Annotated in this window: 28 protein-coding genes and 2 pseudogenes; 11 read left to right on the top strand and 19 right to left on the bottom strand. The window is 68.4% G+C overall.

The genetic code is table 11. The features are described 5' to 3' along the window. Positions 1-86: 86 nt before the first annotated feature. Positions 87-1,625: a mannitol dehydrogenase family protein gene (locus NS2_RS27250; protein ID WP_063865139.1), complete on the top strand. Its 1,539-nt coding sequence runs from the start codon at positions 87-89 to the stop codon at positions 1,623-1,625. Beyond that, positions 1,622-2,314, top strand: a complete 693-nt coding sequence (locus NS2_RS27245; RefSeq protein WP_228102846.1) for an HAD family hydrolase — start codon at positions 1,622-1,624, stop codon at positions 2,312-2,314. Before NS2_RS27250 ends, NS2_RS27245 begins: the two co-directional genes overlap by 4 nt. 127 nt (positions 2,315-2,441) lie before the next feature. Here the strand turns inward: NS2_RS27245 and NS2_RS27240 are convergent, their stop codons facing one another. The 5 genes from NS2_RS27240 to NS2_RS27225 all read right to left on the bottom strand — a co-directional run bounded on the left by NS2_RS27240 (position 2,442) and on the right by NS2_RS27225 (position 5,854). Next, a complete protein-coding gene (locus NS2_RS27240) occupies positions 2,442-3,701 on the bottom strand; it encodes a family 1 glycosylhydrolase (RefSeq protein ID WP_045440438.1) in 1,260 nt (419 codons plus the stop codon). 109 nt (positions 3,702-3,810) lie between these two features. Further along, positions 3,811-4,179: a YrdB family protein gene (locus tag NS2_RS27235; RefSeq protein ID WP_033090220.1), complete on the bottom strand. Its 369-nt coding sequence runs from the start codon at positions 4,177-4,179 to the stop codon at positions 3,811-3,813. A 9-nt stretch (positions 4,180-4,188) separates the two neighbouring features. Beyond that, positions 4,189-4,344: a hypothetical protein gene (locus NS2_RS36330; RefSeq protein ID WP_155239435.1), complete on the bottom strand. Its 156-nt coding sequence runs from the start codon at positions 4,342-4,344 to the stop codon at positions 4,189-4,191. A 51-nt stretch (positions 4,345-4,395) separates the two neighbouring features. Next, on the bottom strand, positions 4,396-5,397 hold the full coding sequence (locus NS2_RS27230) for an AraC family transcriptional regulator (RefSeq protein WP_052086879.1): 1,002 nt from the start codon (positions 5,395-5,397) through the stop codon (positions 4,396-4,398). 52 nt (positions 5,398-5,449) lie between these two features. Further along, complete coding sequence (locus tag NS2_RS27225; protein ID WP_033090218.1) at positions 5,450-5,854, bottom strand: tautomerase family protein; 405 nt, start codon at positions 5,852-5,854, stop codon at positions 5,450-5,452. A gap of 258 nt (positions 5,855-6,112) precedes the next feature. Here NS2_RS27225 and NS2_RS27220 point away from each other — a divergent pair, with 258 nt between their 5' ends. After that, on the top strand, positions 6,113-6,589 hold the full coding sequence (locus tag NS2_RS27220; protein WP_052086878.1) for a VOC family protein: 477 nt from the start codon (positions 6,113-6,115) through the stop codon (positions 6,587-6,589). 90 nt (positions 6,590-6,679) lie between these two features. Here the strand turns inward: NS2_RS27220 and NS2_RS27215 are convergent, their stop codons facing one another. From NS2_RS27215 to NS2_RS27200, 4 genes are read right to left on the bottom strand one after another with little or no spacing between them, the layout of a single operon-like run. Next, positions 6,680-7,045, bottom strand: a complete 366-nt coding sequence (locus tag NS2_RS27215; protein WP_052086877.1) for a hypothetical protein — start codon at positions 7,043-7,045, stop codon at positions 6,680-6,682. 42 nt (positions 7,046-7,087) lie between these two features. After that, on the bottom strand, positions 7,088-8,059 hold the full coding sequence (locus tag NS2_RS27210; RefSeq protein WP_096490827.1) for an ABC transporter substrate-binding protein: 972 nt from the start codon (positions 8,057-8,059) through the stop codon (positions 7,088-7,090). A 31-nt stretch (positions 8,060-8,090) separates the two neighbouring features. Then, positions 8,091-9,116 carry an ABC transporter permease gene (locus NS2_RS27205; RefSeq protein WP_033090216.1) on the bottom strand — a complete coding sequence of 342 codons (1,026 nt, stop codon included), beginning with the start codon at positions 9,114-9,116 and terminating at the stop codon, positions 8,091-8,093. Further along, complete coding sequence (locus NS2_RS27200; protein WP_033090215.1) at positions 9,113-9,877, bottom strand: ATP-binding cassette domain-containing protein; 765 nt, start codon at positions 9,875-9,877, stop codon at positions 9,113-9,115. Before NS2_RS27200 ends, NS2_RS27205 begins: the two co-directional genes overlap by 4 nt. Positions 9,878-10,045: 168 nt before the next feature. Between NS2_RS27200 and NS2_RS27195 the strand changes: the two genes are divergently transcribed. Beyond that, positions 10,046-10,513 (top strand): hypothetical protein, encoded by a 468-nt coding sequence (locus NS2_RS27195; RefSeq protein ID WP_143161295.1) that lies wholly within the window; start codon positions 10,046-10,048, stop codon positions 10,511-10,513. Here NS2_RS27195 and NS2_RS27190 read toward each other — a convergent pair. Continuing rightward, a pseudogene (locus NS2_RS27190) lies at positions 10,486-11,286 on the bottom strand (ParA family protein); the annotation flags it as partial. The gene NS2_RS27195 and the pseudogene NS2_RS27190 sit on opposite strands and share 28 nt — an antisense overlap. A 191-nt stretch (positions 11,287-11,477) precedes the next feature. Then, positions 11,478-12,662: an LLM class flavin-dependent oxidoreductase gene (locus NS2_RS27185; RefSeq protein ID WP_033090214.1), complete on the bottom strand. Its 1,185-nt coding sequence runs from the start codon at positions 12,660-12,662 to the stop codon at positions 11,478-11,480. A 137-nt stretch (positions 12,663-12,799) separates the two neighbouring features. Here NS2_RS27185 and NS2_RS27180 point away from each other — a divergent pair, with 137 nt between their 5' ends. The 3 genes from NS2_RS27180 (at position 12,800) to NS2_RS27175 (ending at position 14,724) form a co-directional block, all read left to right on the top strand. Further along, positions 12,800-13,489, top strand: a complete 690-nt coding sequence (locus NS2_RS27180) for a TetR/AcrR family transcriptional regulator (RefSeq protein WP_306455157.1) — start codon at positions 12,800-12,802, stop codon at positions 13,487-13,489. 92 nt (positions 13,490-13,581) lie between these two features. Next, on the top strand, positions 13,582-13,794 hold the full coding sequence (locus tag NS2_RS36325; protein ID WP_033090213.1) for a hypothetical protein: 213 nt from the start codon (positions 13,582-13,584) through the stop codon (positions 13,792-13,794). Between the two features lie 93 nt (positions 13,795-13,887). Then, a complete protein-coding gene (locus tag NS2_RS27175; protein ID WP_143161294.1) occupies positions 13,888-14,724 on the top strand; it encodes a SecDF P1 head subdomain-containing protein in 837 nt (278 codons plus the stop codon). Between the two features lies 1 nt (position 14,725). Here NS2_RS27175 and NS2_RS27170 read toward each other — a convergent pair whose 3' ends face one another. Further along, the gene (locus NS2_RS27170) at positions 14,726-15,691 is read right to left on the bottom strand and encodes an NAD(P)/FAD-dependent oxidoreductase (RefSeq protein ID WP_033090211.1); all 966 of its coding nucleotides are present in this window, start codon (positions 15,689-15,691) and stop codon (positions 14,726-14,728) included. An 82-nt stretch (positions 15,692-15,773) separates the two neighbouring features. Between NS2_RS27170 and NS2_RS27165 the strand changes: the two genes are divergently transcribed. Then, positions 15,774-16,361, top strand: coding sequence for a helix-turn-helix domain-containing protein (locus NS2_RS27165; RefSeq protein WP_033090210.1), 588 nt, complete (start codon positions 15,774-15,776; stop codon positions 16,359-16,361). On the opposite strand, the gene NS2_RS27160 is transcribed toward NS2_RS27165, so the two are convergent. From NS2_RS27160 to NS2_RS27140, 5 genes are all read right to left on the bottom strand, one after another. Then, positions 16,362-16,994, bottom strand: a complete 633-nt coding sequence (locus NS2_RS27160; protein WP_228102848.1) for a TetR/AcrR family transcriptional regulator — start codon at positions 16,992-16,994, stop codon at positions 16,362-16,364. A 78-nt stretch (positions 16,995-17,072) separates the two neighbouring features. After that, the gene (locus tag NS2_RS27155) at positions 17,073-18,566 is read right to left on the bottom strand and encodes a flavin-containing monooxygenase (RefSeq protein ID WP_033090209.1); all 1,494 of its coding nucleotides are present in this window, start codon (positions 18,564-18,566) and stop codon (positions 17,073-17,075) included. After that, entirely contained in the window at positions 18,563-19,420 is an 858-nt protein-coding gene (locus NS2_RS27150) for an SDR family NAD(P)-dependent oxidoreductase (RefSeq protein WP_033090208.1), read from the bottom strand. The genes NS2_RS27155 and NS2_RS27150 overlap by 4 nt, the downstream gene beginning before the upstream one ends. Then, a complete protein-coding gene (locus tag NS2_RS27145) occupies positions 19,404-20,306 on the bottom strand; it encodes an alpha/beta fold hydrolase (protein ID WP_033090207.1) in 903 nt (300 codons plus the stop codon). Before NS2_RS27145 ends, NS2_RS27150 begins: the two co-directional genes overlap by 17 nt. Continuing rightward, on the bottom strand, positions 20,303-21,652 hold the full coding sequence (locus tag NS2_RS27140; protein WP_036550824.1) for a cytochrome P450: 1,350 nt from the start codon (positions 21,650-21,652) through the stop codon (positions 20,303-20,305). The genes NS2_RS27145 and NS2_RS27140 overlap by 4 nt, the downstream gene beginning before the upstream one ends. Here NS2_RS27140 and NS2_RS38270 point away from each other — a divergent pair. After that, a pseudogene (locus tag NS2_RS38270) lies at positions 21,554-22,927 on the top strand (PucR family transcriptional regulator); the annotation flags it as partial. The gene NS2_RS27140 and the pseudogene NS2_RS38270 overlap by 99 nt on opposite strands. A 60-nt stretch (positions 22,928-22,987) precedes the next feature. On the opposite strand, the gene NS2_RS36320 reads toward NS2_RS38270, so the two are convergent. Continuing rightward, positions 22,988-23,506, bottom strand: a complete 519-nt coding sequence (locus NS2_RS36320) for a TetR/AcrR family transcriptional regulator (RefSeq protein WP_370737324.1) — start codon at positions 23,504-23,506, stop codon at positions 22,988-22,990. A 282-nt stretch (positions 23,507-23,788) separates the two neighbouring features. On the opposite strand from NS2_RS36320, the gene NS2_RS27130 reads away from it, so the two are divergent. Next, a complete protein-coding gene (locus NS2_RS27130; RefSeq protein ID WP_033090204.1) occupies positions 23,789-24,733 on the top strand; it encodes an oxygenase MpaB family protein in 945 nt (314 codons plus the stop codon). Positions 24,734-24,748: 15 nt separating this feature from the next. Here NS2_RS27130 and NS2_RS27125 read toward each other — a convergent pair whose 3' ends face one another. Further along, the gene (locus NS2_RS27125; protein WP_033090203.1) at positions 24,749-25,438 is read right to left on the bottom strand and encodes a L,D-transpeptidase family protein; all 690 of its coding nucleotides are present in this window, start codon (positions 25,436-25,438) and stop codon (positions 24,749-24,751) included. 46 nt (positions 25,439-25,484) lie between these two features. Between NS2_RS27125 and NS2_RS27120 the strand changes: the two genes are divergently transcribed. Further along, positions 25,485-26,030, top strand: a complete 546-nt coding sequence (locus NS2_RS27120; RefSeq protein WP_033090202.1) for a YaeQ family protein — start codon at positions 25,485-25,487, stop codon at positions 26,028-26,030. Positions 26,031-26,422 lie beyond the last annotated feature (392 nt).

Raw genomic sequence — 26,422 nt, 5'->3', positions numbered from 1 at the left:
CGACACTAGATTCGGGTCTGCGCCGAGTTCAGCGACGATCGGCCGCATTCACGCAATCCATTCCGAATGCTCTCGGAGGACTCGGCATGCACGGCATTTCCAATTCGGTTGTATCCACGGCGATTTCGCCACGACTCGGAGTGGGCGCGCTGCGCGGGTTGCCGCCCGGCGTCACCCGCCCGCCCTTCACGCCCGGCATTCTGGAAACGGGGATCGTGCATCTGGGGTGCGGGGCCTTTCATCGCGCACACCAGGCGCTGATCACGCAGCACGCCATGATCGCCGCCGGTGAGCGGCGGTGGGGAATCGCCGCGGTCGCCATGTCCCGGCCCGATGTGGTCGGCGCGTTGCGCGCGCAGGACAACCTCTACACCACCGTGCTGCGCGATGAGGGCGCAGTGCGGGCGGAGGTGGTCGGTGCGCTCACCGCGGCCGTGCACGCGCCCTCGGATCGGATCGGCGTGGTGCGGCGGGTCGCCGACCCGCGGGTTCGGATCGTGACGCTCACGGTCACCACCGGCGGCTACTGCCTCGAGCCGGCGACCGGGCGGCTGGACTCGGGCAGCGATTCGGTGCGGCACGATCTGCGCTGCGCCGCGCAGCCGTGCACGGCCATCGGCATGCTGGTCGGCGGGCTGGCGGCGGTGCGGCGGCGCGGCGGGCGGCCGCCGGTGGTGATCAGCTGCGACAACCTTTCGGCCAACGGGCGTCAATTGCGCAGCGCGGTACTGGATTTCGCCGCCCTGCGCGACGACCGGCTGGCGGGCTGGATCGCGCGCAATGTGCAATTCCCGTGCAGCGTCGTCGATCGAATCGTGGCCTCGGGCGACAGCGCGGCCCCGGGCGAGGACGCGGCCGCAGACACCGCGCTGGGCGGGATCGACGACCGCGCCCGGGTCTCCGCCGAACCGTTCATGACCTGGACCATCGAGAATTTCGAGGGCGAACGCCCGCGCTGGGACCTGGCCGGGGCGGAGTACGTCGGCGATGTCACCGCCCGCGAACTGGCGAAACTGCGGCTGCTCAACGGAACCCACCTGCTGCTGGCCTACGTGGGCGCCCTCGCCGGGTACCCGACCATCGCCGAGGCCGGTGCGGATCCGGTGCTCAGCGGGCTCGCACGGCAGTTCATGCTCCACGAGCAGGGCCCGACCCTGACGCTGTCGGACGCCGAATTGCACCGCACCGTGGAGGATCTGCTGCGCCGCTTCCGCAACCCCGCCATCCGCCACGAGATGACGCGGGTGGGCCGCAATGGTTCGGACAAGATGCTCCCGCGCGTCACCGCCGCCATGCGCGAGAACCTCGCCAACGGCCGCCCCACCCCCGGCGCCGCACTGCTCATCGCGGCCTGGATCCGCTGGTTCGATCTTTGCGGAACACCCAGGGCCGCAATGGAACTCATCGATTCCCGGGCGGAGGAACTGGCCGGACTGGCGGCCATCCCGGACCCGCACCGGCGGGCTCGCGCGTTCCTCACCCGCACCGATCTGTTCGGCTCGCTGCCGCAGCTGGACCGCGTCGCGCGGGAGGTCGGCGACACCCTGGCCGAGCTCACCCGCGACAATGTCACCGAGGTGGTCGGCAGACGGCTGCGTCCGGAATCCATTGGGGAGGTGTCGTGATCGGAGAGCACACTGCCACCGAAAAGCCGGTTCGCGCAGTTGTTTTCGATATGGACGGACTACTGCTCGACTCCGAGCGCCTGGCAGTGGAGTCACTGGCCCTGTCCGGCGGCGAACTCGGCTACGAACTCTCGGAGCAGTTCTGTCACAGCCTGATCGGCATGCCCGCCGATACCTGCCGAGAACTGGCCGTCGCCGCCTTCGGCCCGGACTTCCCGCTCGACGAGTTCTTCCGCAGGCACGAAACCGTCATCGCCCGCCTGGTCGACGACGGCCGCCTCACCACCAAACCCGGCGTGACCGACCTACTCGACGAACTGGACCGCCGCGCGGTCCCCCGCGCGATCGCCACCTCCTCCGGCAGCGACCGCACCCGCCACCACCTGCGTGCCGTCGGTCTCTCCGGCCGCTTCGGAGCCATCGTCACCCGCCACGACGTCCAGCGCGGCAAACCACACCCCGAGCCCTACCTGACGGCGACCGCGGCCCTGGGCGCCGACCCGCAATACACCCTGGCCTGCGAGGACTCCCCCAACGGCCTGCGCGCCGCCCACGCCGCCGGCCTGCGCTGCCTCCTGATCCCCGACCTCATCCCCGCCACCGCGGAAACGACCCGCCTCGCCCACCGCGTCTACCCGGACCTACTACACGTCATCGACTACAGCACCACGGCCAACGACACCCGCTGACCCAGCCGACATTCGAGCAACAGAAACGCGCTCCGCCATTGCTGCGGCCGAAATTCGGGGAGCCGAATCCGGCGAACAACAGCCGAAATCGAAACGCGAAAGCAGAGGTTCGCCGACCCGGGTGTGGTCAGTGGACGGAGACCGGGCTGAGGCAGCTGGAAGGGAGGTCTTGGATGGAGCACAGGGCCGGGGCGCGGGTGGGGAGGTAGGTCGCGGGAACGCCGCCGGCGGTGGCGATGTCGCGGTAGGCCGGGACGGCGGGGGTCGAGTTGCGGGTGAGGGCGGGGTCGGTGGTGACGTTGACGGTGTAGAGGCCGAAACGCGGTGCGTAGCTGCCCCATTCGTAGTTGTCGGTGATGCTCCAGTAGTTGTAGCCGATGACGTCGATGCCGTCGGCCTTGGCGCGCTGGACCCAGTAGACGGTGTCGCGCAGATTGTCGGCGCGGGTCATGCCGTCGGTGGTGGGTGAGCCGTTGTCGGAGGGCATGCCGTTCTCGACGATGTAGAGCGGGCGGCCGGGGAACTTCTGGGCGTAGCGGCGCAGGACGTAGTAGATGCCCTCGGGCTCCAGGATCAGGCTGGAGGGCTGATTGGTCAGCAGGGCGGCCAGATTCGGCGGGTTGCTCAGTGATCCGCCGTAGTAGTAATCGATTCCGATGTAGTCGAGTTTGTCGGCGATCCGGTCGACGAAGGACGCGTCGGACTGCGCCGTGCCGATGGCCGAGAAGGCGATATTGCTGGTCACCATCGCACCGGGCTGCCGGGCGTGAATGTGGTCGTAGATCGCGCGGTGCGCCGCGACCATCCGATCGAGCATGGGTGCGACATCGAGCGCTCCGAGATCGCCTATCTGCTGTTCTTTTCCGGTGTAGGCGAGCGGCTCGTTGAAGGTGACCCAGAGCGGATCCGAGCTCGCGTAGCGGTCGACGACCGCGCGGGCATTGGTCAGCCAGTCCTCGACCATGCCGGGATTGCGCCAGCCGCCGCGGTCGAGCGCCCAGCCGGGGAACACCCAGTGGTCCAGGGTGATCATCGGCCGGAGCCCGGCGGCGCGAATGCGCGCGATCACGGCGTCATAGAAGGAAAAGTCCCATACGCCCGGATTCGGTTGCACCCGCGCCCATTCCACGCTGATCCGGTAGACGCCGACGCCGAGGTCGGCCGCGTGCTGGATGTCCTCGCCGTAGCGATGCAGGAAATCGACCGAATCGCGGTAGCCGGATCCGGCGTAGCGACTCCAATTGCTGTCCGGCGCAAAGCCTTCGCTCTGAAATCCGGAACTGGAGACGCCCCAGAGGAAATTGCCGCCCACCGGCGGCAGCCCCGGGTCGGCGGTGGCGCCGGGCGCGATGACCGCACACCAGGCGGCCAGAACGATACATGTCATTGCGAGCAGTGCACGTCGCCCCATCGGATCGAGAGTACCTGCCGGAGAGCCGGTTTCGAGGCCGTTACGGTGAGATTTCGGGCTCTTGTCCGATACGCCGCATTATCCCCTAATGCGCGAGCAGCCAACCGATCCGGTCGTACGCGAGCGCCTGATATACCACCAGCACGACGGCCGACACCGCGGCCGCGCCGGACAGCCCGGCTCCCCACAGCGCGCACGCCCCGCCGCCCAGAACGAGAACCTCGAGCCCGAGCCGCACGGTCCCCGGCACCGCAACGGTCGCTTCGCCATTGCGGCTCGGATCCCCCGGGACCGCGAAACTCCCCCACACCGCCGCCACCGCGATCGGCAGCATCACCACCAGCAGAAACCGCCACGGCGAATCGAAGGCCCGCCAGCCCAGAATTCCGAACGACACCACGGCAACCAGCTCGAGCAGGAATCGCACGCCGAGCATGATCGGATTCAACGACATTTCATGTCCTCAGTCCGCCGAAATCGCCGCATCGGATTCGGATGACGGTGTGCTGAAGCAGGTTCTGCTGCGCCAGAATGGCCGCTCGGCGCGGGCGTGCGCCGGTGTGGCGGTGTCGATCTCGGCGGGACCGGGAAATGGCCGCAGGTGGTCGATATTGGTCACCGTCGAAATCTATGCGCGGCGCAGGGCGCGGATCCGGGACGAACCCCGCCGTCATGCGGACAGTTCGCGCCACACCCCCGGCGCCCGTCCGTGCCAGCGCTGAAATGCGCGCCGGAAGGACCGCACGTCGCCGTAACCGAGTCGGGCGGCGACCGAGCGCACCGGAAGATCGGTGTCGCGCAGCAGCAGCGCCGCCTGCTCGGTCCGGACCGCGTCGACCTGTTCGCGCCAGGTGGTGCCCCGTTCGCCGAGGCGGCGCTGCAGTGTCCGGGTGCTGATCCCGAGCCGGTCGGCCACCGGCCGCAGTTCGGCCCCGCCGTGATTCATCGACTCGTGGATCGCCAGCCGCAGTTCGTCGTTCCAATCGGTCGCGGTGACCGCGTTGGCGAGCAGCAATTCCGCGTACTGGCGGAACATCCGGGTCTCGTTCGGCCCGCCGCCGGTGGGGATGGCCGCGGCGTCGATCAGGGTGAATTCGGCGTGCTCGGCGTCGAAATCTATTCGGGAGGTGCCGAATTCGTCGACGAGATGGTTATGGCACCGCGGCGCGGACGTGGTGAAGGCGACGCGGACCGGCACCAGGTGCCGCCCGGTGGCCTCCCGCGCGCGCCGCAGCATGATGGCGAGGCTGAATTCCTCGATCGCCGCGACGACCGCCTCGGGCGTATCCGGCCGGGTCTCCCGAATGGTCAATAATCCGCCGTCGACCACAATGGCCCCGCCGACGGTCGGATTGGCGACCACCGACCGCAATTCCACCGCGGCGCTCAGGCTTTCAGCAAGAGTGGGCGCACTGGAAAACAGGTAATCCCAAACATTCAGGCTGCCCCGCACCGCGGCCGCGCTCACCGCCAGACCCGCGCCCGGCCCCCGCGCGTCGAGCAATTCCCACATGCGCCACACCGACTTCGAGGGCACCCGTAACAGATCATTGCCGAAGGTTTCCGGATCGATGCCGGGAATACTGTCGATTTCCCCGCGGGCGACACCCAGTCGCAGCGCGGTATCTCGCACCACCGCGGCAGTTCGTACGGGTATGGTGCCCACAATCATTGCCGGATCGTAGCGCAGACGCGGCAATCGGCCCGATCGTCATTCGGCCGGTTCAGTCGCTCCCGGCCGGATCCAGATTCTTGCGCGCGGCCTGAGTTATCCCGTTGTATCCGTAACTGCGTCCATCGAGTTCGTACAGTGCGACGTAGACGGCGGCGGGCAGCACCCCCAGCCGACGGCCCAGTAATTCGTGGGCGTCGGAAATGAAGGCGGCCTTCTCCTCCGGCGTATTGGTGCCCGCGGTGATGCTGACCTCGAGGTGCGCGCCGGTCCCTTCGCCCGGGTGCACGCCGGCCACATACCACCGGTCGGCCGGAACGAGATCGATGTGCACGACCGTGTGCTCGTACTCCTTGCCGAGCCCGGATTCGAGCAGCGCGCTCAGGTCGCGGGCGAGCGCGGACCGGACGTCCACGGCGATATCGGGGTCTGCGATGGTGAGGCGAACGAAGGGCATACACCCGAATTTAGGCATCGCGAAACCGCAAGCCCGGGGACGAAATCCGCCCGATTGCGGACAGTGCGCGCCGGGCCCCGGCGGTTGGCGGCTCGGGTCCGCAGCGTGGCGCGCGGAGTCCCCGCCCGTCTCGTTCGACGCGCCCTAGGCTGTCCGCGGGTACTTTCAGCGGCACCCACGGCGACTGTTGTCGGCCGATACCGGTACTCAGCCCGGGTCTGGTCGACAACAGTCCGCCCGACCACGACCGCTCCGTGCGTGCTCTCCGTGGTGGGATCCGTGGTCGGCACCGTCGACAGCCTGATCGGCACCGCGGTCGAGGCCGGATTCACCGTCCTGCAACCCGCCGCGAAGAGCCTGTGGGGCTACGGCGGCATCATCCAGGCCCCGGAGGGCACCATCTGGAAGATCAGCACCTCAAAGAAGAAGGACACCGCCCCCGTCACCCGCGACATCGACAGCCTGGTCCTGCTGCTCGGCGTCGAGGACGTGAAGGCCAGCAAGCGCTTCTACACCGATCGCGGCCTCACCCTCGGAAAGAGCTTCGGCGGCAAGTACGCCGAATTCGCCACCCCCGACTCCCCCGTCACCCTCGCCATGTACCCCCGCAAAGCCGCCGCCAAGGAAGCGGGCGTCTCCCCCGAAGGCACCGGCTCCCACCCCATCATCATCGGCGGCACCACCGGCACCTTCACCGACGCCGACGGCTTCATCTGGCAATCGACCACCGCGTGACCCCACGCCAACCATCAAGATCAGGGAGCTCTCACCGAGGGAATTCGGACAGAATTCCTCGCTGAGAACTCCCTGATCTTGCTGCGCGAGTCAGCCCGGGATCTGCGCGCCGATGGCACTGCCGATGCCGCCGCCCACGGCCGCGCCGATGGCCGCGCCCGCGACACCGCCGATGCCCGCGCCGATCAGCACGGTCAGGGGGCAGACGGGGGCGGCGACCACGCAACCGATGGCACCGCCGCCGACGATGCCGATGGCGGCACCGGCGACGCCGCCCACAACCGAGCCGACCTGTTCGCCTGCGAGGGCTTGGGTTTGGCCCGCGGCGACCGGAACCGCGACGGGGGCGACGACCGGTTGCGGGGTCTCGCCGGGGGTGGCGGCCGAGGCGGTGGCGGCCGCGGCGCCGGTGAGGGCGGCGGCGATCATGGTGGTGGCTGCTATCTTGCGGAACATGCTGGCACTCCTGGAGATTGAGTCAATTCGGTTCGAAAACCGCTAGCACTTCGACTTGTAGAAGTATTGATCGTTGGCAGACATGTTGTCCTGCGTGATGGCGATCATGTCGGTTTGAATGGTGCGGGTGACGGGCTTGCCCTCGAGTGCCGCCGCGGCCTGATCGACACCCTGTTTGCCGATGTCCCCGGGGTTCTGGGCGATGAGGGCCTGGACGGTGCCGTCCTTCAGGTCCTGGACCTGTTTCGGGCTGGCGTCGAAGCCGACGACCTTGACCTGGCCGAGCTTGCCCGCATTGCGCAGGCCGGTGGCCGCGCCCTCAGCGGAGCTGAGGTTGGTGGCGAAGATGCCCGCCAGGTCGGGGTGCGCGGCCAGGGTGGCGGTGACGATCGAGGCCGCCTGTGCCGCTTCATTGTTGTTGTACTGCACGCCGAGCGATGTCATGCCCGGATGGCTCTGCTTCAGCTCGTCCCCGAAGCCCTGGGCGCGCTGGTCGGTGGTGGAGGTACCGGCCTTGGTATTGATCACCAGCACGGATCCCTTGTCCCCCACCAGTTTCGCCAGCGTCTGCGCCGCGAGCCGACCGCCCTTGACATTGTCGGAGGAGATTGACGACAGCGCGATCGAGGTGTCCTGCAGAGCCGTATCGACCTCGATGACCTTGATCCCCGCGTCCTTGGCCTGCTTGATCGGACTCGCCATGGCCTGGGCGTGGGTGGGGGCGATGAGAATCGCGCCGGGCTTATTGGCGATAACGCCTGTGACGATGGGAGTTTGGAGGGAGGCGTCGAACTGCGAGGGCGCCTGCGTGTCGAGGCTGTAGCCGAGCTTCTTCGCCTCGTCGGATGCTCCGCACTGCATGGAGATATAGAACGGCTCGTTGGCGACGCCGGGGATGAGCACCAGCTTCTTGGCGTCGGTCTTGCCCGAATTGCTCACCGAGCCAACGCATCCCGCCAACAGTCCGGCCACCGCCACCGCGGCCACTACGGCCGCCCGTCTCCCGGTCCTCATCATCAGGCCCTCACCTTCGAACTGCGTTGTGTTATTTCCGGTCCCGGGACCGCCTGCGGATCTGGTCGAACCACACGGCCGCCACGAGCACGACGCTCACCGCGATGGGCTGCCAGAACACCGGCACCCCCACGATGACGAAGCCCTTGCGCAATACCGACGGGATGCACACCCCGATCACGGTGCCCAGCACCGAGCCCACGCCGCCGAACAGGCTGGTCCCGCCGATCACCACGCCCGCGATGGCATCGAGATTGTCGGTGCCGTGGCCGCCGATGGTGGTGGTCCCGAAGTAGGCCAGATTCATGAAACCGGCCAGCCCCGAGAGCATTCCGGCCATCAGATACACCAGCACCAGGTGCCGGGTGACGCCGATACCGGCGCGCCGCGCGGCCTCGGCATTGGAGCCGATCGCGTAGGTGTAGCGGCCGAAGCGCGTGGTGTGCAGCAGCCAGGCCCCGAGGGCGGTGACCAGCGCCGCCACCAGCACCAGGTCGGGAACCCCGCCCAGCACGGTGCCGAAACCCAGTGAGTTGCGCAGCTTCTCGGGCACCGTGCGGGTATCGACGCCGCCGGTGATCAGCTGTGCGGCCCCCAGCGCGGCCCCGAAGGAGCCCAGGGTGACGATCAGCGGCGGAATCTTGGCCTTGGCCACCAGATATCCGTTCACCAGCCCCCAGAACGCGCCGCCCGCAAGCGATATCGCCAGGCCGAGCAGGATGATCCCCCAGCCCGCGTGGGTGGCGTCCTCCCCCGGGCTCAGCCACTCCATGGTCTTGGAGGCGAGCACGCCGGAGAAGATCAGCACCATACCGACCGACAGATCGATGCCGGCGGTGACGATCACGAAGGTCATGCCCACCGAGAGCACCAGCAGCACCGAGGTCTCGATCAGCAGGGTCTGGAAGGTGAACCGGGTCGGAAACGCTTCGGGCCGCGCGATACTGAATGCCAGATACAGGACCACCAGCACGATCCCGATCCAGAATGTGCCGGTCCCGGCCACCCGCCGCAGGCCCCCGACGAGGTCCGGACGCGTCCGCATTGTCTCGGTCAAGACTCGTCCTCCGTGGTCAGTGCACCGGTCATGGCGCCGACCAGCTGCTCGAGGGTGGCGTCGGCGGCGGTGAAGCGCGCCACCCGCCGCCCCAGCCGCAGCACCTCGATGCGATCGGCGACCGACAGCACCTCCGGCATGTTGTGGCTGATCAACACCACCGCGATGCCCTGATCCCGCACGCGGCGAACGACATCGAGCACCCGTTCGCGCTGCACCACGCCCAGCGCCGCGGTCGGCTCGTCCATGAACACGACCTTGCTGGCCCACATCACTGCGCGGGCCACCGCCACCGTCTGCCGCTGCCCGCCCGAGAGCGATCCGGTGGGCACGTCCGCGCTCGGCAGCACCACGCCGAGCCGTTGAAAGTGCTCGGCCGCTTGCGCTCTCATGCTCTTGCGATCGAGCATGCCGAGCCGCCCGGCCAGCCCCCCGCGGAACAGTTCCCGCCCGAGAAAGAGATTGGCCGCCGGATCCAGATCGGGCGCGACGGCCAGATCCTGGTACACCGTCGCCACGCCCAGCCGCCGCGCGGCCACCGGCGAGGCCATGCGAACCGGCTTCCCGTCCAGCAGGATTCGCCCGCTGTCGGGCTGCTCGGCCCCGGAAAGACATTTCACCAGCGTGGATTTCCCGGCCCCGTTGTCCCCGATGAGCGCGACCACTTCCCCGGCATCGACCTGAAAGCTGGCCCCGCGCAAGGCTTCCACCCCGCCGTACCGCTTGTGCAGCCCTTCGGCTTCCAAGACCACGGCAGGCATCGGCGATCACCCCGGCGACATCGACTGAGCGGACGTCCGGTCCGCTCACCGAGCGTACGTTCGATCTCCGTGCGCCGGGTCGATATTGCCAACACCGCTATCGTGGGATCGGTGAGCCGCCCCGGATTCCGTGCGTTGCAAGTGTTATCCGCCGTCGCAATGTGCGCGGTGGCCGTCGGGTGCGCCCAGAGCCCGCATACCGTGCCTGCCGCCGAGAAGAGCCGCACCCCGCCCGCGGGATCGCTCGATACGCTCGGGATCACGTCCACGGCGGTCACGACCACACCGCCTGCCGCGCCGCCATCGCAAACCACCGCGCAGCCCGCGTTCACCGAGGACGACGCCCGCTACACGGTCCGCCGCTACCTGTCCCGCTGGATCGGCCAACCCCTCCGGCCCGACGACACCGAGGGCCGCTACCCGCTGGTCTGCACCGGCTCGATCCTGGCCGCCAATCCGGGAAAGCTCACCGGCACAATGTCGTTCGACAACGACCGCATGACCGCCCGGCGCACCGGCGACACCGGCGCGGAAGTGACCGTCCCGGTGACGAATTCATCCAATGTCACCGCGGTCCGCACCTTCACCCTGCGCGCGGCAGCCCAGGGCTACTGCATCGACGACATCATCAACTGACTCCCGGCCTGCCCCGACCGCCCCAGGAATTCCTGCGCCAGCTCCCGATACTGCTCGGCGCCACGGGATTTCGGATCCCATTTGGTCAGCGGTTCCCCGACGATGGTGGAGTCCGGGAAACGCACGGTCCGCGAGATCACCGTCTTGTAGAGCTGATCACCGAAGGATTCGGCCACCCGATCCCGCACCTGCCGCGAGTGCAGCAGCCGCGGATCGAACATGGTCACCACGATCCCCGATAGCTCGAGCCCCGGATTCAACCGCTCCCGCACCTTCTCCATGGTGTCGTTGAGCAAGGCCAGCCCGCGCAGCGAGAATTACTCGCACTCCATGGGAATGATCACCCCGTCCGCGCACGCGAGGGCGTTCACGGTCAGCAAACTCAGCGAGGGCTGGCAGTCGATCAGGATGTAGTCGTAGCGATCCCGGATCGGATCCAGCACCCGCCGCAGCGAATGCTCCCGCCCCACCTCGTTGACGAGCTGGATCTCCGCCGCCGACAGATCGATATTGCTCGGCAGCAGATGCAGATTGTCGACCCCGGTCTTGATCAGCACATCATCGATAGCCGGTGCGTTGCGGCTGAGCAGGTCATAAACGGTCAGTTCCAAATTGTGGTGCGCCACCCCCAGCGCCGCCGACAACGCCCCCTGCGGATCGAGATCCACCCGCAACACCCGCAGTCCGTACTCCGCAAGCGCAGCACCCAGATTGACCGTAGAGGTGGTCTTCCCGACCCCGCCCTTCTGATTGCACAGGGCGATCACCCGTGCCTCGCGAGCCACCCCACCCCCGCCACCTGGATTGTTAGCCGACATTTCGCCAGCCTAACCCGTACTTTCCCGATTCCCCCGAACCCCGCCCCTGAGTCCTTCCTCACCACCGGTCGTCGAGTGGCACACCAGCGCGGGCGATTCGGACAAATCCCCGCAGCGGTGTGCCACTCGCGTGGCAGCTCAGGGGATCACGCGCCTGCGGTGGGGGTGGTGCCGTAGTAGTCGGTGTGCGCCTTGGTGATCGCGGTGACCAGCTGTCCGATCAGCAGGTCTCGGTTGTCGGCGGCGTACCGGAGGCTGGCTTCGCGGCGGCGGTTGCGGTTCTTGAAATGGGGAATCACCTCCGAGGCGAACAGTGCGTAGCTGCGCTTGGTGTCCTCCCAGCTCGCCATGTCCACGTGCAGGATCAGCATGGTGCCGAAGCCGCCGGTCTTCTCGATGAGGGCCTCGATGCGGGCGATCGCCTCGTCGGGCGTGCCGATGACGGCCTGCCCGAATTCGCCGAGGGTGTCATTGCGCCACTGGTCGATGATCCCGTTCGGCGTGTCCGCCCACGCGGGGGTCTGGCCGATCTGGCGGTTCACGTAGGCGGCCATGGATCCGATGCGGCGGCTCACCGCCCGCTCGGCCTCGGCCCGCGTCTCGGCCAGGAAGATCGGGTTGACCAGTCGCCAGCGGGCCCGGTCGGCGGTGTGGCCGTGCTCGGCGCACACCTTCTCGTATACGCCCCAATTGCGTTCCAGCACTTCGAATCCCATGGGTGAACTGGCCGCCAGCGACAGCAGCGACAGACCGTGCGTGCCCGCCAGCACCGAGCCGTTGGGCGAGATGGTCGAGGCGGTGGCGACCTCGATGCCCGCCGGATCGTAGGTCGGCAGCTGGGCGCGGGCGTCGCGCAGGGTGAACCAGTCGGTGCTCATGTTCACGACCTCGCCGCGCAGCAGGGCCAGTATCGCTTCCAGGGCTTCACCCTGCCGGCGGCGCTGATCGGATGGATCGATGCCCATCATGTGCGCGTCGAGGGGAATCTTGCCGGGGCCGGTGCCGAAGATCAGGCGGCCGCGGGTCTGCAGATCCAGCTGGGTGATGCGGTCGACGGTGACCAGCGGGTGGTGGTACGGCAGTGACGTCACACCGGTGCCGAAGCGCAGCCGTTCGGTGCGCTCGGCGGCCGCGGCGATGAAAACGTCGGGCGCGGGGACGATCTCGGCCCCGGTCGAGTGGTGTTCGCCCATCCAGGCCTCGTCGAAGCCGAGGTGGTCGAGGTGTTCCATGAGGTCGATGTCGCGGCGCAGCTGTAGTGCCGGATCGGCGTCGAGGGGGTGGTAGGGGGCCAGGAAGGCTCCGAATTTCAGCGATTCAGCGGTCCACACGGTGGATCTCCTTACCCAGTGCGCCGGACGTCGTCGCCCGGTGCGGTCCACCGAGTAAAACTGGATCAGTTGATCCAGAAGTTTGCCTGTCCCGGTGAGCGGGAGGAACGAAACCGGCGGTATGCCAAGCTCGTGAGGTGACCGATCCCATGCAGAACCGCCAGGGCTCTGCACAAAACCGACAGGGCTCTGCACAAAACCGCCAGGGCAATGCAACCCGAGCCCGGCTGGTCAAGACCGCCGAGCGGCTGTTCGCCGCGCACGGCGTGGACGCGGTCTCGGTGCGCGCGGTGAACGCCGCGGCCGGGCTCGGTGCGGCCTCGGTCAACTACCACTTCGGCACCAAAGACGATCTGATCGCCGCGGTCCTGCTAGATCTGGGTGCGGCCGTGCGCGACCGTATTCGCGCCAATACCGACGCCCTGGCAGCCGCCGAGACCCCGCCCACCGCAGCAGCTCTGGTCCGCGCCGTCACCGAACCCTACCGAGACCTGCTGCTACGGCACCGAACCCGCGGCCTGCGCTGGATCAAGATCGTGACCCAGCTCTCCCTGCACGCCCACCCCGCCCTCACCGCCGCCGAGGCCGATCTCCCCGACCACCTGCACGCCCAACTCCGCCGCGCCTTCCCGCACTCCGACCCGGCCCGCCTGGAAGCCCGCTGGGCCATTGCCCTCATGGGATTCCTGCAGGCCCTGGCCCGCGCCGACGAATGGCATCCAGGCCCCGCCGCTCCCCCGGCCGAGTACCTGATCGCCCTCTACGAGGACCAGGTCGTCTTCCTCATCGGCGGTCTCGACCGCCTGCTCGGCACCCCCGACGCGTGATCCACTCGACCGCTCGCTGAATACCGGGTGACGCCGAAGTGGACGAAACGTGACATACTTCGCGCACCCGAGCCCGTGAAAGCGAGTGCCACATGCCCGAAGACCCCGAACTCGCCCAAGCTCGTGTCCTGGCAAAGGAACTCCGCGGTCACGCCGCCATGCTCACCCGCGAGCGCGAATACACCACCCGCCCCGAGGCCCTGAGCCGCCTGCGCGCCGACCTCGAAGCGGTCCGCCGCCAGCTCGACCGCCTGCACCGCCGCTTCCCCGCCCTCGCCCAGCCCCCGGAATCCCTCGCGAGCTGAGCCGCAACCGCGACCTGCGGCGACGCCATCGCGCGCGAATCTCCCCGCTGCCGTGATTATCATCGCGGAGTCACTCGCCACGAAGGGTCACGGATGAGGTTGTCGAAGTCGGCCGGTCGCGTAATGCGGGCGGCGGTCGTCGGTTTGGTGATCGTTGCCGGTGTGGCCGGATGCGGCGGGAATAACAAGGCCGGGACGGCGGTGGCGTTTTCCGCGCGCAACCCGGACGGGGCGATTCCGTCGGCGGCGACCATGGATCAGGCGCGGCAGGTGGTGGAGAAGCGGGCCGAGGGGCTGGGGCTCGGGCAGACCACCGTCAAGGTCGACGGGGAGATGATGACGATCACCGTCGCCGGGGACGACGGCACGGCGGCGCGGATGCTGGCGAAGACCGGGCGGGTGTCGCTGCGGCCGGTCCTGTCCAGCAAGCCTTTTCCGGGGACGGGGGCCAGGTCCGTGCCGGGCCGCGACGCCAGGCAGAGCGGCGATCCCGCGGTGCAGGCGACCGCGATCGCCGGAATCGACTGTCGGCAACCGGATCCGCTGCGCGGCGGCGATGACGCCACCGCACCGCTGGTGACCTGCGCCAATACCGGTGACACCGTCTACCTGCTGGGTCCGGCCGTGGTGGACGGGCGGGAGATCGCGGATGCCAAGGGCGCCATGGACACCCGCACCGCCCGCTACGGCGTGAACGTGACCTTCAGCGATACCGGGGCCCGGCAGTTCGGTCAGTTCTCGGCGGCCAATATCGGTAAGCAGTTCGCCTTCACCGTCGACTCGCAGGTGGTGTCGGCCCCGGTGATCCAGAGCGCGATCACCGGGAACCAGAGCCAGATCGTCGGGAACTTCACCAAGGACGCGGCCGACAATCTCGCGGCGGCACTGCGTTTCGGTGCGCTCCCGGCGATCTTCACCGCGCAGGGCTAGCTCACACCCGGGTCAGGGCGCGGTACTCGTCGACGGCGCGGCGGGTGTCCTCGGCCACCAGATCGGCGTTGATCTGGGCGCCGGCCATGGCACCGGCGGCGGCCGCGGCACCGACCTGGGCGGATACATCGGTCACATTGCCCGCCGCCCACACGCCCGCTGTCTCGGTGCGGCCGACGGGGTCGGCGGGAAGGTATTCGCCTACGCCGCTGGGATGTTCGGTGGGACGCAGGCCCAGATCGGCGAGGAACCCCGCCCGCGCGACCGTGCGGCTCGGGGCGGCGAGGATCTCGCGGGCGACGGTCGTGCCGTCGGCCAACCGGACACCGGCGATCCGGTCATCGGACACCTCGACGGCGTCGATCGCACCGGTCACGACGCGAATTCCGCGCGCCGCCAGCTGTTCCGACTCCGGCTCGGTCGGCGGCGTGCCGGTGTGGGCGAAGTACACGACATCGCTGCTCCACTGCCGGAACAGCAGCGCCAGGTGAATTCCCATGGGCCCCAGCCCCAGCACGCCGATCGGGCGGTCCCGCACCTCCCAGCCGTGGCAGTACGGGCAGTGCACGACATCGCGGCCCCAGCGCTCACGCAGGCCCGGAATATCCGGAAGTTCGTCCACCAGACCGGAAGTCACGAGCAGTCGACGGGCCCGGGTCGAGCGGCCGTCGGACAGCGTCACGACGAATTCGTCACCGTCCCTCGCGATTCCGCTCACTTCGCCGGAGACCACCGCGCCGCCGTACTGCCGGACCTCCGTCCGCCCGCGCGCCACCAGTTCCGCCGGGGGCACCCCTTCCCGCGCGAACAACCCGTGCACCCCCTCGGCGGGGGCATTGCGCGGGCTGCCCGCGTCGACCACCACGACCGAGCGCCGGGCCCGGGCAAGCATCAGTCCTCCGTTCAGTCCCGCGGCACCGCCGCCGACCACCACCACGTCATAGCTGCTGTTCAGCTCATCGGTCATCGATAACCACCTCCTGGAATCGACCATGCGGGCGGGTCCGCCGAACCGGCAACCTCCTTTGCCGATATGGCAAACTCGAATCATGAGCCAGGACATCGACCAAGCCCTGGAAGGAGTGGGCCCACGGCTACGTGAGCTGCGCAGACAGCGCGAGACCACGCTAGCCGAGCTGTCGGCCGAGACCGGTATCTCGGTCAGCACGCTGTCCCGGCTCGAATCCGGCGCCCGCCGCCCGACGCTGGAGCAGCTGCTCCCGCTGGCCCGCGCGCACAATGTCACCCTCGACGAGCTGGTGGACGCGCCTCCGACCGGCGATCCGCGCGTCCACATGCGCCCGATCAATCGGGGCGGCATGCAGATGCTGCCGCTGACCCGGCGCGTCGGCGGAATTCAAGCCTTCAAGATCATCATGGGCCCGAAATCCGGTCGCACCGAACCGAATCCGCAGACCCACGAGGGTTACGAGTGGCTCTACGTGCTCAGCGGGCGGCTGCGCTTCGTCCTCGGCTCGCACGATCTGATCCTGGAGCCGGGCGAGGCCGCCGAATTCGATACGCGGGAGCCGCACTGGTTCGGCTCGGCCGACGACCAGCCGGTCGAATTCCTCAGCCTCTTCGGCAAACAGGGCGAACGCGCCCACTTCCGCGCCCGGCCCCGGGCCGCAGGCTGATCAGACTACGGGCCGGGGCCCGATCAGCGCGAGCGCGGTTTCGACTGCCACGCCGATGATCTCGGTGACGTCGCGCCCGGCCTCCACGGTGGAGGCGATGAGTTCCCGGTAGCCGCCGAACAGGATGGTCGCCATCTGCCGGTTGGGCGGATGCAGTCCGGCGGACTGGAACTCCGGTGTGGCGGTGAGGTTCTGGATCAGCGCGATGAACGCGTCGGCCGCCTCGCGGTGCAGCTGCCGGGCCCGCTCCCCCAGCGCCGGGGTGTCCCGGATCCAGGCCAGGGTGATCGAGGTGTCGGCGCGCGCGTCCTCGATCCACGCCACGATGGCCTGGTTCACCTGGGTGTCCCAGGCCGCGGTCGGGTCCACCGCCGCGTAGATCTTGCGCACGGTGTCGTTGTTGCGTTCGGTGAGCAGGGCGACGAAACAGTCCTGCTTGTCGGCGAAGTGCTCGTAGAAGGTGCGCCGCGAGGTGCGGGCCAGGCGCACCACGTCGGCCACGGTGGTGTCCTGGTAGCCGCGCTCGCGAACCGCTTCGGCCATGGCGTCCAGCAGCCGCCGCCGGTACACGGAGTCGGCGGCGGGCCCACCGGCGGCGGGCTCGGCCGTCACGGTCGGGTCAGCACGGGTCACGAGCATCAGCGTAGTTTCTCCGATCTCGGGCAACGCCGCGGCGTGTCGGAATTCCCGCCGCGGCGTGTCGGAGCCCGCTCAGGCGGTCACCTGTTCCGGATCGCTGGACACCGTCGCGGGCCGGGCCGGGCGGCGGCCGAAGCGGATGGTGCCGTCCTCGATCTTGCCGTGCCGCAAGGTGATCACGTCCTGGGCGTAGTTCATGCCGAGCCGCCAGGGCGCCCGCGAGCCCGCCTTGGGGAACCGGTCGATGGCCCGCAGCACGTACCCCGCCTGGAAGTCGAGCAGCGGCGCGGTGGTCACGCTCGGATCCGGCCACGGCGTGGCCTGCGTGTAGCCGTGAATGTCCATGTGCCGCAACATCCGGCAGACGAATTCGGCGACCAGGTCGGCCTTGAGGGTCCAGGAGGCATTGGTGTAGCCGATGGTGAACGCGAAATTGGGGACGCCGCCCAGCATCATGCCCTTGTAGGCGATGGTGTCGGGCGGCGCGATCTCGCGGCCGTCGACGGTGAGCGCGATGCCGCCCAGGGCCAGCAGGTCCAGGCCGGTGGCGGTCACCACGATGTCGGCGGGCAGGTGCGCACCCGATTCGAGTTCGATGCCGTCGGCGGTGAATCGGGCGATGCGGTCGGTGACCACCGACGCCTTGCCGTCACGGATGGCCCGGAACAGATCCCCGTCCGGCACCAGGCACAGCCGTTGATCCCACGGGTTGTAGGTGGGCTTGAAATGCGTGTCCACGTCGTAGCCGTCGGGCAGCTGCTTGACGGCCAGATTGCGGAAGAACTTGCGCATCATCTGCGGCCGGCGCTGGCTCAGCTGATAGATGAGCGTGCTGACCGCCACGTTCTTCCAGCGGGTGATGGTGTACGCGCGGCGGTCACCGAGCTTCTCGCGCAGTTTGGTGGCGATGCCGTCCACGGTCGGGACGGACAGGATGTAGGTGGGCGAGCGTTGCAGCATGATCACGTGCCCGGCGGTCCGCGCCATGGCCGGGACCAGGGTGACCGCGGTCGCGCCGCTGCCGATCACCACGACACGCTTTCCGGCGTAATCGAGTTCGGCGGGCCAGTGCTGCGGGTGCACGAGTTGTCCTGCGAAATCCTCGATTCCGGCGAACTCGGGGGTGTAGCCCTCGTCGTAGCGGTAGTAGCCGCTGCACAGGTAGAGGAAATCGCAGGTGATGGTGGAGGGGATCCCATCGTGCTCGAATCCCACCGTCCAGCGCGCTTCCTCCGATGACCAGGACGCACCGGTCACTTTGTGCCCGTATCGGATTCGCTTGTCGATCCCGGCCTCGGCGGCGGTGGCGCGGATGTAGTCGAGAATGGCGGGCCCATCGGCGATGGCTTCGGCGGCCACCCACGGCCGGAACCGGTACCCGAGGGTGTGCATGTCCGAGTCCGACCGCACCCCCGGATACCGGAACAGATCCCAGGTGCCGCCCATCGCCTCCCGCGCCTCGAGAATGGCGTAGCTACGATTCGGGAAGGCATCCTGAAGATGGTGTGCCGCACCGATTCCGGACAGTCCGGCCCCGACGATCAGCACGTCCACGTGTTCGGTCATCGTCTCGCTCCCTTCGCGGCCCGGCCGCGCAGCGCGCCCATCACGACCGCCAGCACATCGAAATAGTGGGTCGGCGTCACCCGCGCCAGGGTGTCGAACAGATACGCGTCGGGCCCGACCAGAATGCGCGCCTTGCCGCGTTCGACTCCGCCGCAGATGATTTCGGCGGCCTTCTCCGGCGTGGTCATGGCCATGGCCTCGAATTCGGCGGCCATCTGCTCGTGGGTGCGGCCCAGACCCTCCGGGTCCTTCTTGACGCGCCCGTTGCGGGCGATATTGGTCTTGATGCCGCCCGGATGCACGGTCACCGCGGAAACTCCGGTGCCCCGCAGTTCCTGCCGCAGCGAGTCGGTGAACCCGCGCACCGCGAATTTGGCCGCGCAGTAGGCACTCTGGTTCGGCATCCCGACCAGCCCGAATACGCTGGAGGTATTGACGATCACGCCGCTGTCCTGCTCGACCAGGATCGGCAGGAAGGCGCGGGTCCCGTTCACGACGCCGTCGAAGTTGATCCGCCGCAGCCATTCGTCATCCTCGGGCACGGCGTCGATCACCGAGGACGAGACCGCGACACCGGCATTGTTGAACACCGCCGCCAGCGGCGCGGTCAGCCAGGCCCGCACCTCCTCTGCGAAGGCGAGCTGATCGGCGGCGTCGCTCACATCCAGCACCCGGGTCAGCACCGGCCCGCTCATCGACGCGGCCGTCTGCTTCAGGCCCTCGGCGTCGATATCGGCGATGGCCACGGGTGAGCCACGGCGCGAGAGCAATTGGGCCAGTCCCCGGCCGATTCCGGAGGCCGCGCCGGTGATCATGACCGGGTGCCCGGACAGGGGCCTAGATGTTCGGGGCATCGGAACTCCTGGATTCGGCGGTGCGGATATGGGTGTCGATGAGGTCGGCGAGGGTGGGCCACAGCGGCTCGGGCAGGTCGTGGCCCATGCCGGGCAGGGTGTGCAGGCGCGCGCCGGGGACGGCCGCGGCGGTGACGACGCCGCCGGTCGGGTTCACCATGCGGTCCTGGTCACCGTGCAGCACCAGGGTCGGCGCGGTGATGGTGCGTACCTCCGGGGTCCGGTCCCCCGATTTGAGAATGCCCGCGAGCTGCCGCCCGACCCCGGCGGCCGGGTGCGGATCGCGATCCCAGGTGGTCCCGGCGATGGTGCGAATCAGGTTCTCGTCCAACGGGTATCCGGCCGAACCGATGTGCCGGTACATCAGGACCGCGGCGTCGGTGTGCTCCTCGCGGGTGCGCGCGGGCTTGCGGAACATACGCGCCCAGGTGGACAGCGCGGGCCGTCCCACCCGTGCCGCGCCGGTGGTGGAGAAGATCGAGGTCAGCGACGACACCCGGGCCGGGTAGCGAGCCGCGACGGACTGACCGATCATGCCGCCCATCGACATGCCGACCAGGTGCGCGGAATTCCAGCCCAGTTCTTCGAGCAGCCCGAGGGTGTCCAGGGCCATGTCGCCGAGATCGTATTGCCGTGGGTCCCAGCGCTTGCGGAGCATGGCGGCCGGGCCCGGCGGCCGGAAACGCCCGTGCGTGGAGGTGCCGACATCACGATTGTCGAAGCGCACCACGTCGTAACCGCGGTCGGCCAGCAGCGTCACCAGGCCGTCGTGCCATTCGTGCTTCTGCTGCCCGAGCCCGGCGATCAGCAGCAGCGGCACGCCCGCGCCGCGACGCTCGTAGGTCAGGTTGATGCCCCGGCCGACCTCGGCCGTCTGCTCGCTCATGCCGTCACCTGTTCGCTGTGCGCTGCGGTCTCGCTCACCGCGGGCCGGGGCGGTCGCCGGTAGACGACGGCTCGCCCCTTCTTCGCGGGAACCAGTGCGACACCGCGGAAGTGGGCACGCTCGTCCGGGGCGTCGGTGGTTTCCAGGGTGAAATCCCGCAGCAGAACGCGCAAGACCACATTCATCTCCATGGTCGCGAACGCCGCCCCGATGCAGCGCCGCGCGCCGCCGCCGAAGGGGATCCAGCTGAAAGTGCCGGGCCGCTTGCCGAGGAATCGATCCGGATCGAAATCCCGTGGTTTGGTGAACAATTCGGGGTTCTCGTGCATCAACCGGATGCTGACCATCACGCCCTGCCCGCGCGGCAGGGTCCAGCGGCCCAGTTGCAGCGATTCCGCGCGCACCTTGCGGGCGGTGGCGTCGATGACCGGGCGCACCCGCTGGGTCTCGAGCAGAACCGCCTCGCGCAGTTCGGACCCGCCCGCGTCGGCCTCGGCGACCAGGCGCTCGAGAATGTGCGGGTGGTGGCGCAGGCGTTCGATGGTCCACGACAGCGAGGTGGCGGTGGTCTCGTGCCCGGCGGTGAGCAGGGTGAGCAGTTCGTCGGCGATCTCGTTGTGCGTCATGGCCGAACCGTCGTCGTAGCGGGCCTGCAGCAGCATGGCCAGGATGTCGTCGCGCTCGCTCAGGTCCGGTTCCGCGGCCGCGCGCTGGATCAGGCGCTGCACGATGCGGTCGTATTCGGCGCGGTACGCGGCGAATCGCGCCCAGGGGCCGAAGCGCCCGAACAGCCCGCGCGGGATGGGAAGCGCGGCCAGCGCGGAGCCGACCAGCACCAATTTCGGTAGCAGTTCCCGCAATTGGTCGAATTCCGCGCCCTCGGCCCCGAAGACCGCGCGCAGGATCACGTTCAGCGTGATCCGCATCATCGAGTCCATGGTCGCGAACTCGCGCCCCGACGGCCAGGTGGCCATCTCGCGCACGGCCTCCTCCTCGATCAGCGATTCGTAGACCGCCAGCCGCCGCCCGTGGAACGGCGGGGTGAGCAGCTTGCGCTCCTTGCGATGCTCCTCCCCGCGCAGCGCGAAAAGCGAACCGGGGCCCAGGAATTGGCCCAGATTGGCGTCGATATTGTCGACCAGATCGGTGTGGGTGGTGAACAGTGCCTTCACCTCGGCCGGGTCGGAGAGCACCAGGGTGGGCCCGAAGCGCGGCATCTTGACCATGAACGCCGACCCGTAGCGCGCGTGCAGGCGACGCCAGGCGCGGGTGCGTCCGGCCAGGATCTCGACGGCCTGCAGGAAGGCGGGCGTGGTCGGTCCGTCGGGCAGTGTCACTGTGGTCATGCGCCATCTCCCAGCCTGGTACTTCTGCGTACCACCAGCACGGTACGCGCGTGTACCAGGGTGTGGCAAGGGTCACTTTCCGCCCCGGAAGCCGAGGTCGCGCCGAGCGACGGCCGTCTGGCGCACGACGACCGCTATCGTCACTCCCTGACTGCTACGACGGGAGGTCTCATCGTGGAGACCGGCAAATTCATCGATGCCTGGCAGGACCGGGCGGCGGCGCTGATCGCTGATTTCGAGGTCGGCGCGCCACCGTATGACGTACTGCCCGCGTCGATGATGGACGCCGATTTCCTGCCCGCCGCCCAGCTCAATATCGAGCTGTTCTTCCGATTCCTGCGCACCGGGGACGAACCCGGCGAGACCGATACCGAACCGCTGGTGGCGCGGGCGGTTTCGCTGGTGCGCGACGGGATGCCGCTGGCCGAGGCACTCACCAACTACCGGGTGGGGCTCGGTTTCGTGTGGAATCAGGTGGTCGGGACGCCCACCGCCGCGGAATCGGTCACCGCGGCCGATGCCGCGTTCCGGCTGGCCCAGTACGTGGCGCTGATGACCGGCCGGATCGCCGACGCCTGCGTCGACGATGTGCGGCAGTCCCGCTACGACCGCATCGAACAGCATCGGGCCATCGCCGAAGCGCTGCTCACCGGCGGCGATCCATACGAGTGGGCCGAGGACGCGGCGGTCACCATCGTCGACGCCTATGTGGTGGCGGTGATCCGACTCGGCGACGCGCCGCCGGGCATCCTCACCGCGCTGCGGCGGCGGCTGGCCGGGATCACCGGCGGCTTCCTCTACCGCGACAGCGGCGGCTGGACGACGCTGCTGCCGCTGCGCTCGGCCGGCGACGAGTCCGCCGCCATCGACCGTCTCGCCGAGATCCTCCAGCCGAAGACGCGCAGCACGAAACCCGCACTGTGGGTGGGTGTTTCGGCTGCCGCGACCCGAGATCTACTGCCCGCCGCGTTTGCCGAGGCGCGGGTGCTGGCCGAGAGCGGGCGGTCACTGCGCCGGGCGGGGATGATCTGCCGCCGCGAGGACATGGTGTTCGAGTACGCCATCGCCACCTCGAGCGCGGCCGCGAATCTGGTGCGGGTGCTGGATCCCCTCGACTCGCAGCCGGTACTGGGCGAGACCCTGGAGGTGTTCATCCTCCAGGACTTCAACCAGAACGGCACGGCGCGTGAGCTTTCCGTGCACCGCAACACCATCACCTACCGGCTCACCCGCATCGCCGAGCTGACCGGCTACGACCCGCAGACCCCGGCGGGGATCTCGACGCTCATGGGCGCGCGGGTCGCCCGGCAACTGCTGGAGAAGGGGCACGGAACCTCACTCCGGGATCGCACCGCCGACGAGCAGGTGGACGACGGCCTGCGCGAAGCCCTCGATGCGCTCGCGCGGGTAGACCTCCGGGTCGCTGACCGCCAGGCGGCCGAGCATTTCGGCGATGGTCAGCAGGGAGTTGGTCAGCAGGCCGGAATCCATTGCGGCCCAGCGCGGATCGGCGACCAGACCCATCCGGACCAGGGCCTCGGCCTGATCGAAGATGCCCGCCCGGGAGCTGCGGATGGCCTCGCGGTATTCGTCGGGAGCATTGCCCGGACCCGCCAGCAGCAGCCGCCAGCGGGTCGGATTGCTCAGCGCCACATCGACGAACGCGCCGACGGTGGCGGATGCGACGACGACCGGATCCGCGCCCAGCAGGTCGGTGGGCAGGGTTTCGGCGACCTGGTCGAGGGCGCGTTCGCGCTCGCGTTCCAGCAGGGCGACGACCAGCTCGGCGCGGGTCTTGAAGACGGTGTACAGCACCGGTTTGCCGACGCCCGCCTCGGCGGCCACGGCCTCCATGCTCAGCTCGTGGAGTTCGGCCTTCTCGAGCACCGCGAAGGCGGCATCGAGCAGTTGGGCGCGCCGCTCTTCCGGGGGCAGGCGCGGCGCATAGCGCCGCCGCGGACGGTCTGCCGTGGGTTCGCTCACTGCCGCTCCACCTTCACCGGCCCCATTCTGTCATCCCGGTTCCCGAGGTCACGACATTGCCGCAACTAAAGCTACGCGCCCGTTGTATTCGACGCCAGCAATTGCTACGGTGGCGTCATATTGCATGGGATCGAGCCTTCAGAGGAGCCCCAAGTGACCTTCGATCCGACCACTCTCCGCCGCGAGGACTACGGCTTCTTCGGCCCGGATTCGCCGAGCTGGAAGGTCTGGACCTCGCCCACCGCGGTGATCGGCTTCCAGCGCGCGGTCACCCTCGAGTTCTTCGACCCGTTCCTGACCGCATCGGTCGCCGACACCGGCAAGATCTACGCCGACCCGCGCGGGCGGCTCGACGCCACCTTCGCCTACTTCCTGATCGTGGCGATCGGCGACTCCCGCACGGCCATCCAGGCCTCCGAGCACCTGATGTCGGTACACGCCAAGAGCACCGGCATCGAGCCGATCACCGGGCAGCGCTACAGCCCGAACTCGCCCGAGACCCAGCTCTGGATCCACATCACCGGCTGGCAGTCGGTGCTCAAGGCGTACGAGATGTTCGGGCCGGGACTGACTCCCGAGGAAGAAGCCCGGTACTGGCAGGAGTGCCGGATCGCGGCGGAGTTGCAGACCTGCAAGCCCGAGGACGTGCCGGTCACCCGCGAGGGCATCCGCGAGTACTACGCGAATGTCCGTGCGCGCCTGTGCACTTCGGAGCGCGCCCAGGAAGGCATGCGGCAGATGCTGTTCACCTCGCCGGGCAACGGGGCGGGCTGGACCTACGCCCTCGGCGCGCGACTGCTCTCCTTCGCCTCCATCGCGACCCTGCCCAGGTGGATGCGCAAGCTCGGCGGCTACGACCGGCCCGCCATCGTCGACTTCCTTGTGAAACCCGTTGCCCGCATTCTGGTTTGGCTGTTCACCCTGTTCAACAAGGCGGGCCTGATCATGGCCGCCCCGCTCATCGCGCCGATGGCGGGGCAGATCCTCGAACAGCATCTGAAGGCCGAAGCCCCGACCCACACCGAGACGGTGACACCGACCACGGCGCGCGAACTATACGGCTCACGCGGTCACCGAAACATCGCCGCCGCAGGCTGATTCGGTTTCAACGGCTCAGTGCGAATGGTCCCGCACGGCAAGCTCCATCACCGGGCCGCGGGTCGGATCGAGCCAGCGCATGACCTCGTCCAGATCGCCGCTCGGAAGCGCGACGCAGCCTGCGGTCGGGGTGCCGTTGCCGACGTGCAGGAAGTAGGCCGAACCCGCGCCCGCGACCACGGGGGTGCGGTTGTAGTCGATGACTACGGCGTGGTCGTAGGCGGGACCGGCCGAACCCAGGTCCTCTCCGGCGGATTCGTCGAACGGGCAGCTGCCGGGGGCGCAGGTGAAGTGGGTGTTGTAGTACTTCGAGGCGGTGTCGGAGACCCACCAGTCCTCGGTGGTCACCCGACGATACGGGAGTCTGGTGCCGTTGTCGGCGGCTATGCCGAATGCCTCTGTGAGCGGCCAGATTCCGGCGGGGGAACGGGTTGCCGTCTCACTGGTGGGGCCTATGCCCTGCGCTCCGACATCTGCTCGGAGGGGGCCGATCGTTCGAATCCAGTGTGCACCGTTGCGGTTCCAGGCGGTCAGGGTGGCGGTCGTCGCGGCGGGTGAATCCGCGATCACCGTGATCAGTTGTCCGGCAGGGCCCGAATAGCTCGGCTGGTCGTCCGGCGCGGCGGGCTTACGGGCGCAAGCGGCCGCGGCCACGAGTATGACGGCGACCAGGATCGCGGATGCCGGGCGGCGGATGGTGGGCATAGTGCCTGCCAGTGTGCCCTACTCACCCCGATAGGCTCCCTGTCTTATGGCCCTGAACTCGACCGTCCACACCGTCACCGTCCATCTGGCGGATGTGGACCGCAATGTCTACGAGGAACTCGAGCTCCGGGTCGCGCGGCATCCTTCCGAGACCGCCGAATACATGCTCACCCGCATCCTCGCCTACTGCCTGGAGTACGAAGAGGGCATCACCTTCAGCGACGGCGGCGTCTCCTCCACCGACCAGCCCCCGGTCCTGATCCGCGACCTGACCGGCCGCCTCACCACCTGGATCGACGTCGGCGCTCCTGACGCCGACCGCATCCACCGCGCCAGCAAATTAGCCGACCGCGTCGCCATCTACACCCACCGCGACCCCGCAAAGGTCCTCGCCGCCCTACCCGCCAAGCGCATTCACCGCGCGGAGACCATTCCGGTCTACTCGTTCGATCGCCAGTTCATCGATGCGGGCGCAGCATTATTCGATCGACGCAACGAACTAACACTGTCCGTAACCGACCGCCATCTCTTCCTCGAACTCAATGGAAACCCTTTGTCGGTCGATATCGAAGAGCACCGACTCGACGGGTAAGAGCCGAAAACAAGAGACAAAGGAAGAAGAGCCAAAAGAAGAAAAGACAAGGATGCCTGGATGAGGGAGAGGGGGGCTGGGTTGCGAGCGCAGCGAGCAGCCCCAGCCCCCACACCGCGAGATCAGCCACGGCATCCCGGCGTCATGCAGCAAGAACCTTGTGGGGTTGTCCCGAGAAGGTGATGCGTGCAGTCCCTGGGCCGGGATCGGCGGGATACGGCACCCGGCTCGGCGTCAGCCCCGGTCCGGCAGGGCAGACGACGCAACCACACGTGCGGTACAAGCCTTCGCGAGCAATCCGGTCGCCGATGATGCACCCGAGTAGTCTTCCCCCGGGTTACACGGCCTCACGCATCACAATCACGCCGCGCGCGTATCCCAACGCCGACAAC

Origin of the sequence: Nocardia seriolae NBRC 15557, from assembly GCF_007990715.1 — a bacterium.
GTDB lineage: Bacteria > Actinomycetota > Actinomycetes > Mycobacteriales > Mycobacteriaceae > Nocardia > Nocardia seriolae.
This window is presented reverse-complemented; position numbering and strand designations above follow the sequence as displayed.

Coding starts and splice junctions, on each gene's coding strand:
- NS2_RS27250 (WP_063865139.1), top strand. CDS start 87: ATGCACGGCATTTCCAATTCGGTTGTATCCACGGCGATTTCGCCACGA.
- NS2_RS27240 (WP_045440438.1), bottom strand. CDS start 3,701: ATGACATGTATCGTTCTGGCCGCCTGGTGTGCGGTCATCGCGCCCGGC.
- NS2_RS27235 (WP_033090220.1), bottom strand. CDS start 4,179: ATGTCGTTGAATCCGATCATGCTCGGCGTGCGATTCCTGCTCGAGCTG.
- NS2_RS27230 (WP_052086879.1), bottom strand. CDS start 5,397: ATGATTGTGGGCACCATACCCGTACGAACTGCCGCGGTGGTGCGAGAT.
- NS2_RS27225 (WP_033090218.1), bottom strand. CDS start 5,854: ATGCCCTTCGTTCGCCTCACCATCGCAGACCCCGATATCGCCGTGGAC.
- NS2_RS27215 (WP_052086877.1), bottom strand. CDS start 7,045: ATGTTCCGCAAGATAGCAGCCACCACCATGATCGCCGCCGCCCTCACC.
- NS2_RS27210 (WP_096490827.1), bottom strand. CDS start 8,059: ATGAGGACCGGGAGACGGGCGGCCGTAGTGGCCGCGGTGGCGGTGGCC.
- NS2_RS27200 (WP_033090215.1), bottom strand. CDS start 9,877: ATGCCTGCCGTGGTCTTGGAAGCCGAAGGGCTGCACAAGCGGTACGGC.
- NS2_RS36325 (WP_033090213.1), top strand. CDS start 13,582: ATGCCCGAAGACCCCGAACTCGCCCAAGCTCGTGTCCTGGCAAAGGAA.
- NS2_RS27175 (WP_143161294.1), top strand. CDS start 13,888: ATGAGGTTGTCGAAGTCGGCCGGTCGCGTAATGCGGGCGGCGGTCGTC.
- NS2_RS27170 (WP_033090211.1), bottom strand. CDS start 15,691: ATGACCGATGAGCTGAACAGCAGCTATGACGTGGTGGTGGTCGGCGGC.
- NS2_RS27165 (WP_033090210.1), top strand. CDS start 15,774: ATGAGCCAGGACATCGACCAAGCCCTGGAAGGAGTGGGCCCACGGCTA.
- NS2_RS27155 (WP_033090209.1), bottom strand. CDS start 18,566: ATGACCGAACACGTGGACGTGCTGATCGTCGGGGCCGGACTGTCCGGA.
- NS2_RS27150 (WP_033090208.1), bottom strand. CDS start 19,420: ATGCCCCGAACATCTAGGCCCCTGTCCGGGCACCCGGTCATGATCACC.
- NS2_RS27145 (WP_033090207.1), bottom strand. CDS start 20,306: ATGAGCGAGCAGACGGCCGAGGTCGGCCGGGGCATCAACCTGACCTAC.
- NS2_RS27140 (WP_036550824.1), bottom strand. CDS start 21,652: ATGACCACAGTGACACTGCCCGACGGACCGACCACGCCCGCCTTCCTG.
- NS2_RS36320 (WP_370737324.1), bottom strand. CDS start 23,506: ATGGAGGCCGTGGCCGCCGAGGCGGGCGTCGGCAAACCGGTGCTGTAC.
- NS2_RS27125 (WP_033090203.1), bottom strand. CDS start 25,438: ATGCCCACCATCCGCCGCCCGGCATCCGCGATCCTGGTCGCCGTCATA.
- NS2_RS27120 (WP_033090202.1), top strand. CDS start 25,485: ATGGCCCTGAACTCGACCGTCCACACCGTCACCGTCCATCTGGCGGAT.